Source organism: Peptostreptococcus sp. (assembly GCF_036639115.1).
Lineage (GTDB): Bacteria > Bacillota > Clostridia > Peptostreptococcales > Peptostreptococcaceae > Peptostreptococcus.
In genome coordinates this window covers 184,150-198,397 of the sequence record NZ_JAVWJH010000004.1, presented here as the reverse complement: position 1 = coordinate 198,397, position 14,248 = coordinate 184,150, and the positions used below count along the sequence as shown (strand labels likewise).

10 protein-coding genes and 1 other annotated feature are annotated in these 14,248 nt (G+C 30.6%); all 10 genes read right to left on the bottom strand.

Features of this window, described 5'->3' with window-relative positions:
- Positions 1-245: 245 nt before the first annotated feature.
- Positions 246-2,489, bottom strand: a complete 2,244-nt coding sequence (locus tag RR561_RS06600; protein ID WP_332506763.1) for a cell wall-binding repeat-containing protein — start codon at positions 2,487-2,489, stop codon at positions 246-248.
- Between the two features lie 405 nt (positions 2,490-2,894).
- A complete protein-coding gene (locus tag RR561_RS06595) occupies positions 2,895-4,571 on the bottom strand; it encodes a formate--tetrahydrofolate ligase (RefSeq protein ID WP_332506762.1) in 1,677 nt (558 codons plus the stop codon).
- A 324-nt stretch (positions 4,572-4,895) separates the two neighbouring features.
- Complete coding sequence (locus RR561_RS06590; protein ID WP_332506761.1) at positions 4,896-5,324, bottom strand: flavodoxin; 429 nt, start codon at positions 5,322-5,324, stop codon at positions 4,896-4,898.
- A 29-nt stretch (positions 5,325-5,353) separates the two neighbouring features.
- Positions 5,354-5,929, bottom strand: a complete 576-nt coding sequence (locus tag RR561_RS06585) for a DUF3793 family protein (protein WP_332506760.1) — start codon at positions 5,927-5,929, stop codon at positions 5,354-5,356.
- Between the two features lie 748 nt (positions 5,930-6,677).
- Entirely contained in the window at positions 6,678-8,048 is a 1,371-nt protein-coding gene (argH, locus tag RR561_RS06580) for an argininosuccinate lyase (RefSeq protein WP_332506759.1), read from the bottom strand.
- 211 nt (positions 8,049-8,259) lie between these two features.
- The gene (locus RR561_RS06575) at positions 8,260-9,465 is read right to left on the bottom strand and encodes an argininosuccinate synthase (RefSeq protein ID WP_332506758.1); all 1,206 of its coding nucleotides are present in this window, start codon (positions 9,463-9,465) and stop codon (positions 8,260-8,262) included.
- Between the two features lie 224 nt (positions 9,466-9,689).
- Positions 9,690-10,559 carry a transporter substrate-binding domain-containing protein gene (locus RR561_RS06570; protein ID WP_332506757.1) on the bottom strand — a complete coding sequence of 290 codons (870 nt, stop codon included), beginning with the start codon at positions 10,557-10,559 and terminating at the stop codon, positions 9,690-9,692.
- Between the two features lie 487 nt (positions 10,560-11,046).
- Positions 11,047-11,252, bottom strand: a binding site (T-box leader).
- Positions 11,253-11,323: 71 nt separating this feature from the next.
- On the bottom strand, positions 11,324-12,622 hold the full coding sequence (locus tag RR561_RS06565) for a redoxin family protein (protein WP_332506756.1): 1,299 nt from the start codon (positions 12,620-12,622) through the stop codon (positions 11,324-11,326).
- 34 nt (positions 12,623-12,656) lie between these two features.
- A complete protein-coding gene (locus tag RR561_RS06560; RefSeq protein ID WP_332506755.1) occupies positions 12,657-13,790 on the bottom strand; it encodes a tetratricopeptide repeat protein in 1,134 nt (377 codons plus the stop codon).
- A 108-nt stretch (positions 13,791-13,898) separates the two neighbouring features.
- The coding region (locus tag RR561_RS06555) for a DUF4080 domain-containing protein (RefSeq protein ID WP_332506754.1) at positions 13,899-14,248 on the bottom strand (350 nt) is incomplete at its 5' end.

Here is a 14,248-nt window from a genome sequence, read left to right as displayed (position 1 = left end):
ATCATAATACTTTACCTTTCTTTAGATGTTTTTATTTCCATGTATATCCTACATCGCAAACACCCCTTTCGTATTAAGCTTTTTCTTTCTCTTTTCTTGAGTTTTCACAAATCATAATACTTTACCTTTCTTTAGATGTTTTTATTTCCATGTATATCCTACATCACAAACACCCCTTTCCTACTACGTTATAATCTTTTAAAATTTCATTATAACTATTTTCTATGTCTTATATCATTTATACACTAAGCAAGATTTAATTCATACTTAAGATACTTTATAACCTCATTTGATATACTATCCTCACCACCAATAACTGTAAATCTCCTCATATTAGAATCTCTTATATAAGCTTTTACTGATGAATCAATCCTATTTTTTTCAACAAGCAGTATTGGAAGTTCCCTACTTGATGCATATGCTCCTGCTAATACAGAATCTGCAAAACTTTCTCCACTAGCGTATATTCCTAATGTTGCATTTGGATATTGGTATTTTGCAATTTTAGCAGAACTTTCATATCTATTTTTTCCATACAATCTTGTTATCACTCTCGCACCTTTGTATACTTCACTAGAGAGACGTTCAACACCCACATCAAAACCATATTTTATGTCAAATTCTGCTATAGTTGATACACTCTTCATTCCTCCTGCAATTATCACTTCCAAAGGATCCCATTTTGCAATAAGCTCTTTTGTATATTTATTCAAATCGTCTTTTTGAGATAATAATATGGGAATATCATTTTGAGTTGCTAGAGAAGATATAGACAATGCATCTGAAAGGTTCTCTCCTGAAGCTAGTACAACTGTGTTTTTATTTCCATTTTTTCTTACCATCTCTCCAATCAATCCTGCTGTTTCATACCTGTTACTTCCTGCAAACCTATGAATTACATAAGACTTTGATAGCAATCTATTCTCTAAGGATTTTGATATTGACTGCTTGGACCCTACTAAATATATATTTTTTACTTCTAATCTATCAATTTCTTTAATAGTATCTTCTGGCAACTCTTTTGGATCAGTAAGTAATATTGGAGCATCCAATTGTTTAGCTAAAGGTATAGAAGTCAGTGCATCTGAAAATTTATTTTTATTCACTATTATCACTGAGTTGGCTCTAAATCTATGGATTTTTCTACTCAACCTTACCGCTGTATCAACCCTATCTTCACCATAGATCCTATCATCTTCTCTAAATAATGATATGTTCAAGGAAGGTTTTTGCATTTTTACATTTTCAGTTTTACTATCTATATTTTTCACCTTCATCTTAAAAGACTTTTGCGTTTTTCCAAAGCTATTTTCTACTATTAACTTAACTTCCTTAAACTCTTCTTTACTAGGAGTTCCTTCTATCAAGTTCTTTTTACTATTATAGTTAAGCCCCTTAGGAAGATCTTTTATAAATATTTTTTCATAATCACCCTCAACATATTCGCCTATATCAATTGTCTTTATTTTCTTATCTTTTTCTAATGTTATATTTTCTATATCCTTTATCTTTGCTAAGTTTCTGTTTTTTTCATTCCAAAGAATTGGATCGGATACACTATCTTTTTTCACTTTATCATTTGAAATAACTGGAATACTTCTTACTCCTACCTGAATATATTTATTTTCCATACTGTCAACTTTAGAATCAGGAATATATATTTTTAATGTAGAGTCATCTACAGATTCCACACTATATTCTGTATTATCTTCTTCTTTGGTCAGTATATGATCGACTGCTTCAACTGTAGTGATTGAAGATAATAAATTTCTTTTTATTCTATGAACTACATTTTCTTTTTCCTGCATCCATATGCCAGCATTTTCCACAATAGTAAGCATTTCTTTATCGATACTTTCTAGTTCATCTCCATATTTCACTATTATTTTACTGCTTTCTGGATCAATATTGCTTATTAACAATCTGTTTTCTCTTTTCTTAAATTCTAATGTCGGTTTTAATAAGTAGTTTTCCTCTTCATTTTTACTTTTAACTGTTATATTTACTCTGTCAGATATAACGGCTTCCTTTTCTACTTTCATAGCCTCAATAAATTTCACTCCGTCTGATAGTTTAGTACCTTTTTTAGGTATAAGTTTTATTTGTTCTTTTTCAAAATTTTCTGAATTTATTACTTTCACATTTCCATTTATATCATACATTTCTAGCTTTATACCTTCTGGATCAAAACTTTCATCCTCTATATACTTGGTTTTATTTGGATTTTCAACTATCTTTAGATCTACTATTTGAGAACTATCAAAGGTCTTAGCTTTATCATTGATAACTTCTTCATTAATTTTTATGCTTTCTGTTTCTTTAGATGAATCAAATTCCTTATAACTAATTCTTCTTGAAACATGTTTTTTATTTTTATTATTGAATCTAATTTCCTCACTATCTGCAAATGCTATGGGTGAAATCAATGACGATAATAGCAAAGCAAATGAAAAAAAGACTATCTTCTTTAATTTTTCATTTTCTATCATACGACCCCTCCCAACTTTCTTGATATAATAAATCACACTTTTCATATCAAGATTATTTTATAGCTACTCACAAACTTACAAAAAATAAAATAATAATTCTATTTCTATATTTAATACCCTTAAAGATTTCATAAAAACATTTTTATTAATAAATACATGTTTTAATGTGTTTTTATATTTATTTAAATTAGTTCTTTATATTTTGAGATGTATTTTATTTATTTTTTAAGCATTTTTTAAAAGTGTGTTTTTTATCTTAATTACATTTATAAATAATTTTTCTTGATCAAAGTATTTATAAATCGCTTATTTAATCCTTCAAATATAAAAAATAGCACTGAATTTCCAGTGCTATTTCACATAAAGATATATCTTAATTTATATATATTGCTTTATTTTTATTTTTTAGAATAATCCTGAAATTATACCACTTTCATCCACATCGATTCTTTGAGCTGCTGGCTTCTTTGAAAGTCCTGGCATCTTCATAATTGCACCTGTAAGTGCTACAATAAACCCTGCCCCTGCAGATATTGTTAGATCTCTTACATTAATTCTAAATCCTGTTGGTCTACCAAGCTTACTCTGATCATCAGATAATGAATACTGTGTTTTTGCAACACATATTGGCAACTTACCGAATCCTAGCTCCTCAATTTCTTTTATCTGTTTTTCGGCATCTGATGAAAAGTCAACTCCATCAGCCCCATATACCTTTGTAGCTATAGCATTTAACTTTTCCTTTATTGTCATATCTTCTTCATAACAATATCTGAAGTTATTTTCTCCTTCTTCTATTAACTTAATTACCTCTTTAGCTACTTCTACTCCACCTTCTCCACCTTTAGACCAGACTTCCGAAAGTGCAACATTTACTCCTAGTGCATTACATTTTTCTTCTATTAACTTTAATTCTGCCTCACTGTCTAATGGAAATCTATTAATCGCTACCACTGCAGGTAACTGGTATACCTTTGTGATATTTTCAATATGCTTCAAAAGATTTGGTAGTCCTTTTTCTAGAGCCTCTAAATTTTCTGTATTCAACTGATCCTTTGCTACCCCGCCGTTATACTTTAGTGCTCTCACAGTAGCAACTATGATCACTGCATCTGGCTTTATATCTGCTATCCTACATTTTATATCTAGGAATTTTTCTGCTCCAAGATCCGCTCCAAATCCAGCTTCTGTAACTACATAATCACTCATATGCATTGCCATCTTTGTAGCTATAACTGAGTTACATCCATGTGCTATATTGGCAAATGGTCCACCATGAATTATCGCAGGAGTTCCCTCTAGTGTCTGAACTAAGTTTGGTTTTAGGGCATCCTTCAAAATTGCTGCCATAGCACCGTTTGCCTGCAAATCTCTAGCAGTAACTGGCTTTCCTTCATAACTATATGCTACTACTATGTCTCCCAAGTTTTCCTTTAGTTCAGATATATTATTTGATAAACAAAACGTAGCCATTACTTCAGATGCAACCGTAATATCAAACCCATCTTCTCTTGTCACTCCATCGATTTTTTTACCCAAACCATCTACAATATTTCTTAACTGTCTATCATTCATATCAACACATCTTCTCCAAGTTACTCTCTTAGGATTGATGTTTAGTTTATTACCTTGATATATGTGATTATCAAGCATGGCAGCTAGAAGATTATTTGCAGCACCAATAGCGTGCATATCCCCTGTAAAGTGTAAGTTGATGTCTTCCATAGGTATTACTTGAGCATACCCACCACCAGCTGCTCCACCTTTGATTCCAAATACTGGACCCATAGATGGCTCTCTAAGTGCAGTAATTGCATTTTTCCCAAGCTTTGTAAATGCATCTGCCACTCCAATAGAAGTAGTTGTTTTTCCTTCTCCTGCAGGAGTTGGATTAATCGCTGTAGTCAGAATTAATTTACCCCTTTTATTTTCTATTCTATCCAACACATTATAATCTATTTTTGCCTTATATTTTCCATATAGTTCTATATCATCTTCTGACAGGCCTATCTTATTTGCGATATCCCTAATATCCTTTGGTTTTGTTTCCTGAGCAATTTCAATATCTGATTTAAATCCCATTTGAACCTCCCCTAAACTTTTTAGCACATTATTATAAACTTTATAGACTCAACACTAGAAATTATAAAATCAAATTTAATACTACATAAAAATAAATCCCTAGTCTGACATATAAATAAATTCAAAGGGCTAAAATATTATTGTTTTATATCTTTTTTTGAATTAATATTCGTGATATAACGAACATTAATTTGATTATTTATATTTATAGTATAGGATATTTTCATAAATAAGTCAACAAAAAAAGGACTAAAATTTTAGTCCCTTTTTATTATATATATCCAAATTTCATTTACACATTTTGGGGGTGTGTAGGGTTATGCTTTAATACTGTGCAAATGATGATCCTAGCTCTTCACACTGAGACAATCCTTCATCATCAGGAGTTTCATTTATCATCAAACCTTCTCCCTTATATAAATCTGCATTTGCACTTTCTACTCTATCCTGCCAGTTTCTCATCCATTCTCCGTCGCCCCAACCATAGGAACCAAATAAAGCCACTTTTTTGCCTGATATAGACTTTTCAGCTTCTTCAAAGAATGGTTCAAATTCTGCTTCTTCTAGTACTTCCATTCCCATTGATGGGCAACCAAACATTAACATTTCGTAGTCTTTTATATCCTTTGAGTCTTCTGAAATATTTACAAGATCAAACTCAACACCTTCCTTTGAAAGTCCATTTGCTACAGCCTTTGCCATTGCTTCTGTATTGCCTGATCCACTCCAATAAAATACTCCAACCTTTTTCATTTTAAATCCTCCTATGTTATGCTATATTTTTATGCTATATTTTGAAACTGGCTTATTATATTATCCAGATTTCTACCACAATCTAATTCTGCTACCATGAACGACCTTATATTATCATACATTGTGAAAGTCTTTTTTGCCCTATGAGCATCCTTATATACCTTCCAATATCCACAATATTCATAGTTTCGTCCATCATTTTCAATAAATCCCTGTACATCTGATACTGGATATCCTAGAAAAACTCCTATCTCATGGGGGAACTGTCTCATCTGCATTCTGCTGCTCAAAATATCTATATGTTCATCAACAGTATCTGCCTTTAAGTATCCATATTCTAATAAAATTTCTTTTATATCTTCATTTTTTAAATGCTCTTTTAAAAGTTCCTCCCTATAAACAAATAATAATACTCTCTCTCCACATTCACATATAGTTTTTATATTAATATCATATCTATTTAATTTATCATTATAAATATCAAGTAAAATAGATATTTCTGGAAGTTCTTTTTTTGAAACTGATACTAAATTTGAAACCTTCTTGCCCATAAGAGCTGGTGAACAAAATGTAGCTAATATATTTTCAAACCTCATACTTGTCATATAGTATACCTACCTTTTTAAATATGATAAAACAATAAATTTTATTCATCAATCCTATTCATTATCTGAACTTTTATGGAATGTTATCAATAATTAACCGTACTTTTGTATATAGAAATAGTTTTATATGAATATTTCTATAGCTTAAACTTTACGATGCTTCTCATTGATATTTATTATCATTAATTATCTATTTTCATTATAGCAAGTGTTATTATTAAAGTCAACATTTTTTTGATAAATATTATCAATTAGTTTTTTAATACTCTATAACTTTAGAAAATATAATTATATCAAGCATATCAATACTTTATTTTCATTACTTTTTATATAATATTACATAAAATCCAGTCAATTTTATATAAGTTTTATACTTCATATTTTATTAAATAAAAAAACGGTCATGTTTTGATGACCGTTTTTTTCTTGCTTATTTAAACTTTGTTTTTTGGATTATATTACTGACACATACTTTTAAGCTAGATTTTTAATATCACTTTTACACTACATTTTTAACATTTATCTCTGTACTATATTTTAATCTTTAGATATGCAATGTGTTTTTAATATTTGCTTTCGCACTATATTTTTAATATTTAGCTATGCACTATATTTTAATCTTTAGATATGCAATGTGTTTTTAGTATTTACTTTCGCACTATATTTTTAATATCTACATGTAAAATATCTTGCTATCCTTTATTTTTTTATATGTAATATTGTAATATTTTTTTAAATAACAAATATTTTATAAAATTTTCCTTATGTTTTCTATTGATCTTTGAACTTGCCCTGCATTTGGTCCGCCTATTGAATTTCTATACTCAACGCAATGTCTAACGTCAATATCTTCATATATATCCTCTTCTATTAGTTGACTATAATTTTTATAGTTTTCTAAAGTGAATTCGCCCAAAGATATATTTTTTTGAATGCATTCAAATACTATTTCACCTGTAATTTTATGTGCATCTCTAAAAGCTATGCCCTTTTTCACCAAATAATCTGCTAGATCAGTAGCATTTGTAAATCCACCCTTGCTCGCTGCAAGCATTTTTTCTTTACAAACCTTTAGAGTTTCGATCATTGCAATCATTATACTAAGGCATTTTGACCAAGTTTCTACTCCATCAAATAAACATTCCTTATCTTCTTGCATATCCTTATTGTAAGCTAAAGGAATACCTTTCATAGTAGTCAAAATAGACATTAGATCCCCATATACTCTTCCAGTTTTTCCCCTTACTAACTCAGCTGCATCTGGATTTTTCTTTTGAGGCATCATAGAGCTTCCTGTACTATAGGCATCATCTAATTCTATAAAACTAAATTCTTGGCTAGACCACAGTATAATTTCTTCACACAACCTACTTAGGTGCATCATTCCAGTGCTTGCTGCACTTAGTAGATCTATTATATAGTCTCTATCACTTACTCCATCCAATGAGTTCATGCAAGGTCCATCAAATCCGAGTAATTTTGATGTCATTTCTCTATCTATAGGAAAAGTTGTTCCAGCTAAAGCTCCACTACCAAGGGGCATTACATTATGTATATCTATCCAAGATTCCAATCTTTGGTAATCTCTTTTAGCCATCTCCGCATAGGCCATTAAATTGTGTGCAAAAGAGATTGGTTGGGCTCTTTGAAGATGTGTATATCCAGGCATTATTGTGTTCAAATTCTTTTCAGCTAAATTTGTAAGAGCCTCCATCCACTTTTTAAGAAGTTCTGATAGATCAATTACTGAATCTCTTGCATACAACCTCAAATCTAGCGCTACTTGATCGTTACGACTTCTTGCCGTATGTAACTTCTTACCTGTTTCGCCTATTTTTTCTGTGAGCAATACCTCTATATTCATATGAATATCTTCATGCTTCTTACTAAATTCTACCTTCCCAGCCTCGATATCCTCTTTTATTTCTTTTAAACCATTTATTATTTTTTCAGCCTCTGATTTTTCAATTATTCCCGTGCTTCCAAGCATAGTTGCATGTGCTATACTTCCCTGTATATCATAGGCATACAACTTTGAATCAAAGCTTATAGAAGAATTAAAGTCTTCCATTAATTTGTCAGTGTCTTTTTGAAATCGACCACCCCACAGCTTTTCCATCTATATCCTCCCAACTTCAACTTATGTTTATTTATATTCAGATTAATTTTCATCTCTATTTTTCTAAATAGATTCAAATTTCAAGCCTAAATTCCATTGTTTTTCATTTTATTTTATTTATACTGCTTTTCTAGATTGCTCCATAGTTATATAATTCTATGCAATTTCCCAGTTTTTATAACTGCTGACTCCATTTTTATTAAAAAACGATTTATAAATTATTTTTTGCCTTCATTTTTGCATTCACCTTTAGAGGAAGTCCAAATAGATTTATAAAACCTTCTGCATCTTTTTGATCATATATATCATCTTCTCCAAAAGTTGCTAGCTCTTCACTATATAGTGAGAATGGAGATTTTATACCTGCTGAATGGCAATTTCCCTTATAAAGCTTCATCTTTACTTCTCCAGTACAAGTGTTTTGTGTACTGTCAATAAATGCATCCAAAGCTTCTTTTAATGGTGTAAACCATAGTCCATCATATACTAGTTCTGAATATTTTATTGCCACCTGAGACTTATAAGATAAAGTATCTCTATCAAGAGTTAAACTCTCTAAAGCCTTGTGAGCTTCTAAAAGAAGTACCCCTCCTGGAGTTTCATATACGCCTCTTGATTTCATTCCTACAAGACGATTTTCAACCATATCCAATATTCCTACTCCATTTTTAGCAGCAATTTCATTGGCTTTTTCCAATAATTCTAGTGGAGACATTTCTATTCCATTGATTGATACTGGGTTTCCATTTTCAAAAGCTATCGTTACATATTCAGCTAGATCTGGAGCCTTTTCAGGACTTGAACATATAAGGCAAAGATCTTCAATTGGTTCATTTGCTGGATCTTCCAAATCCCCACCCTCATGACTTAAATGAAGTACATTTCTGTCCATGCTATAAGGGCGTTTTTTTGTTACTGGCACTTCTATATTATGAGCCTTTGCATAGTCTATTGCTTCATCACGAGATTTTATATCCCACATTCTCCAAGGTGCAATTATTTTAATATCTGGATTTAAAGCCTTCACACCTAGTTCAAAACGAACTTGATCATTTCCTTTTCCAGTTGCACCATGACAAATATATTGAGCTCCTTCTTTTTCTGCTACCTCTACCAAAGCCTTAGCTATTAAAGGTCTTGCAGCTGAAGTCCCTAGTAGGTATTTTCCTTCATAGACCGCTCCAGCCTTTATCACTGGCCATACATAATCCTTTACAAATTCTTCTTTAAGGTCTGCAATATAACATTTTGAAGCACCACTTTTTATTGCTTTTTCATATACTACGTCAGTTTCATCTCCCTGACCAACATCTCCACATACTGCTATTACTTCACACCCTTCATAGTTTTCCTTTAACCATGGTATAATTACTGAAGTGTCCAATCCACCTGAATATGCTAATACTATTTTTTTCATTTATTTTTCCTCCATTGTTTTTATATTATTCTTTATTTATAATAAAATTACCTAACTTCTATAGTTCACCTAACTGATCACTCTAAAAAAAGGCAAGACTTATTAACTATCTCTTAATTACTAATTATATCTCTACTTAAATTTCTTACCTGCATTTCTTACTTAAATCTATATTTCACTAGAAAGATCTTCCTTTCACTATTAAAATCTTTCTTCTAACTAAATTACTTACTAGATAAATCAATATTTTTATTTAATATCTTTTCATATTCACCGCTATCTTTTAATTCTTTAATTACAGAATTCATTTCAGAGATAAGTTTTTTATTTTCTCCCTTTTTTACAGCTATAGCAGCTGTTTCTTCACTACCAGAGCCTTTAAGGTCAACATTATTTATAACCTTAATTCCTGTGTTTTGTTTTTCGTTAATTTTAGCAACTGTCATGCTTGTAAGTATTGCATCTATATTTCCATTCTTCAGGTCAGTAATCAAATCAGGAACAGATGTCAAAGATTTGCTGTTTTCAACCTTCAATATATTATTTACATACTCTTCTTGAGTTGATCCTTTTTGAAGTCCAACTTTATAATTTTTAAGATCATCACTTGTCTTTATTTCTTTTGCAAAATCAGACTTTACTATTACTGAATTTGCACCTGTAAAATAAATATCCGAAAAATCTACTGCCTTTTTTCTCTTTTCATTTGGTGTCATTCCTGTAATTACAATATCGACTTTACCTGCCTGAAGAGCAGGAAGTAATGCATCAAAATCCATTGTCTTTATATCAAGAGCAACATCGAGCTTTTCAGCAATTTTCTTTGCCAAATCTATGTCGGCACCCAATACTTCACTTTTTCCATCTTTAGCTTGTACAAATTCAAATGGCGGATATCCTGGTGCTGTACCAACTCTTATCTTCCCACTTTCTTTTATCTGATCCAAAACATCTACTTGTTCATTAGCTTGTGATGATGTATTATTTTTTTTATCACTACAAGCTATACTAGCTCCGGCAACCATCATTACCAAAGTGATTACTGTTAATTTTTTTAATATAGATTTATTTATTTTATTTATTAAAAATTTCATTTTATGCCTCCTATTAATTTTTATGTTTTATAATAATCCGTCTAATATTTCTTAGTTTTTCTTTTTGAGTATACTTTAGCTTTTAATATTCTCAATTTTTTTCCTTTTAGAATTCTATTTTTTCTTTCCAAACTGTTTTCATCCAAAACAACATTCACAATTTTTTAAATATAGATATAAATTTCAAATTTTTATATCTAGTTCTTAATATTGCATCAGCAAGATATATCTAATTTCAAAGATTTATTTTTTGATTATTCCTAATTTTCTGGATAAAATATGTGCACTTATTTTCCCAATAAAAAAATCCCTTGGATATATATCCAAGAGACGAATCACCGCGTTACCACTCTTATTGATAGTTTATAATACAATTATTGATATGATAAGTATATTCGAAATTATTTTTATAATTAATTCTCTAATAAGATACATAATATATATTATTAGAAATTTGAGTATAAAAAAAGTCCCTTGAGCAAATTGCTCAAGAGACGAAAATTCCGCGTTACCACTCCAATTGATAGTATAAACTATCCTCTTAAACCCTTAAGGCGGGAAACCTGCCAAAATACTTATTTTCTTCCAGCAACCTCGAAAGTTCTTTTCACTTCAAACTTCAATACTAGACTCACACCATACTCTAGTTCGCTGAAAATTCATTTGAGCTACTCTCTTCGTCAACAGTAATTATTCGATTGAGTTTTATTATAATAACTTTTCAAAGAAGTGTCAAGGCTTTTTTTGAATTTTTATAAAATTATCTATTTTAAATTTTTAGTGTCACTTATAGCTTTATCCATCGTATCCCTTGGAATTGCTCCTGATACATAGCCATAAACTTTACTTTCCTTATCAATCAAAAATGTTGTTGGAAGTGAATACGCACCATATTGATTAAATATTTCTCCGCTCGTATCCATCAATACCGGGTATGTAATATTATACTCTTTTATAAAGTTTTTTACACCCTCTTCATCCTGCTCCCTACCTTGATTTGGAGCCGCTATACCTATTACTACTACATCGTTTTGATTGTAGCCATTATCCTTGTATAGATTTTCTATGTCTGGAATTTCTTCCTTACAAGGTGGACACCAAGTTGCAAAAAAGTTTATAAATACAACTTTCCCCTTAAAATCTTCCACATTTACCATATTTCCATTTTGATCTTTTAGCTTTATCGGAATCATGCTTTCTCTTTGCTCAGAATTTTGTGCTTCATTCTGTGATTTTTCTTTCTCATCATCAGCTGTTATTGCTTTATTTTTATCACTATCTTTTTTTGCTTCTTCAATACTTTCTTCCACTCTTTGTGCAGATCCATCTCCATTAAATAAAGATTCAAATCTTTCAAAAGTTCCCAAAAGAAGCATCAATCCCATCGCCACTAATATTACTCCACCGACTTTGACAATTACATTCATTATCTTTGGATTTTTCTTAATAAAGTTCAATGTTTGACCTGTAAAAATACCTAAAACAATAAATGGTATCAAAAATCCAAGTGCATATACAAATACTAGTAAATTACCTTCCAAAACACTACTTGCATTTGATGCTAGTATTAATACAGATGCTAAAGCTGGTCCCACACAAGGTGTCCAAGCAAAGCTAAATCCAAATCCCATGACAAAAGCTACTAAAGGATTCATTTTTTTGCTTGATGTTTTATTGCTTATTTTTACCTGTTTATTTAAAAATTTAATCTTAAATAATCCTATCTGATTTAGTCCCAGTATAATAATCAATACTCCACCGAGTTTGGCCATAACATCTCGATATTCCCTAAATGCTGAGCCTAATGATGAAAATCCGAGTCCTAATATAAAAAATGCAGCTGATATTCCCAATACAAAAAATACAGTATGCAAAATCACTGTCCTTTTTTCGTAAGTTTCACTACCATCTTCTTTTTTTACTTTGGCACCACCTGCCAAATAGCCCATATATAAAGGTATCAATGGAATAACACATGGTGAAAAAAACGACACCAATCCCTCTAAAAATACCATTACAAAGCTAATACTACTTGCAAGTCCTAATGAATTTATAGCAACCACATCCTCTCATCTTACTTATAAGAGAACTACACTTTTATAGCTGTTTCATACAAGCTATCGTTACCTCATCCATTGGATCAATTTCATACGCTCTTTCTATATAATATTTTGCGTCATCGTGATCTCCATTATTTAGATATGCCATACCCAAATTACAAAGAATTTCTGGGTCATCCTTTCTTATCTTTGCAGCTTTTGACAAGTAAGTTATAGCACCTTCAATATTTCCTTCTTCAGCAAGACAAAGAGCCATTTCCACTAGGGTATCCACCTGTGTAGGTCTAATTATAAGTATCTTTTCTAGATATTTTTTTGCCTCTCCAACTTCACCTAATGACTTGTATGCTAGACTAATAATAAATAGCAGATTCCACCAATCAGGATGTTGTTCCTCTATTGGAAGTAGCTTTTCTAAGCCCTCCTCTGCCTTTCCCTGAAATACCAAATTATATCCTTCTTCGTATCTCACTTTAAAATCTATATTGCTAAGATTTTCTTGAATTTCTGCTACCATTTCTTCATCAATTCCCAGTTCTAAAGCTCTTTCCCAAATATACTTTGCCTTAATAAATTGATTTTGATTTGAATAATGAAAACCTAACTGATAATACGCCAATGAAAATTCATTATCTATATCTAATATATGCTCTAAACTCGTTAACGCTTCCATTAAAAAATCATTTGTAGCCTGCAAATCTTCATCCTTTTGATATCTCAAAGCCAACTCTTGACATATTATTGAGTATTGATATAGTGCCATTACGTCATCTGGACTTCTTCTTAAAAATGATTTGATATAGACAAGAGCATCTCTAATTTCACCTTCTTGATAACTCTTATTTGACATATAACCCAAGTATGGTAAACAATCAAATTTCACCTTTTCAATAAAAGCATCTATAAACTTATCATATTCACTATTAAGGGCAAAATTCGAGTCTATGCCTTCAATGTAAAGCATTGCGTCTATCATAGACATCATATTCAATGATTCTTGCGCTGTATTATCCTTGATATTTTTTACCAAGACATCACTTTTAATAGGTACCTTCAATCCAGTTTCTGGTATGCTATATCCTTCAAGCTCTATCTCACTATTCTTTTCTATTGTGATAAATACTAATTCTTCAGATTTATCTAATATATACTTTTCAATTTTACTTTTCATATAATTTCCTTCTTTCAATTTATAGTCTATCTCATTAAATGAAGTCTAGGCTAATATGAGTATACCCAAACAACATATAACTGTAACATCATTTTTTACATTTATTTTTTATATTTTTACTCTATATGACTTTGATTTTTCAAATATTTTATCAATATCATAATAGAAAAGCACCGTATTTTGAAGTTTTTCTACATTGCTAGCAATATCATTTTTCAAATCAATTACATTATATCTAAACTCTTCAAACTGCACATACCTTACAATATTTTTTGCAGCTTCTCCAAAATGTTCTGGAGTATATACCTTTTGATTTTCTTCATCTTTCAAGAATTGATGTCCCCTGTTTTTAAAATCATCTACATCTATTCTATTAAAGAATTTCGGTATAGATGCGCTTCTTCCCAAAGACACATAATCAAATTTCAGTATATCTCTAAAAATTTCCAATTCTTGAT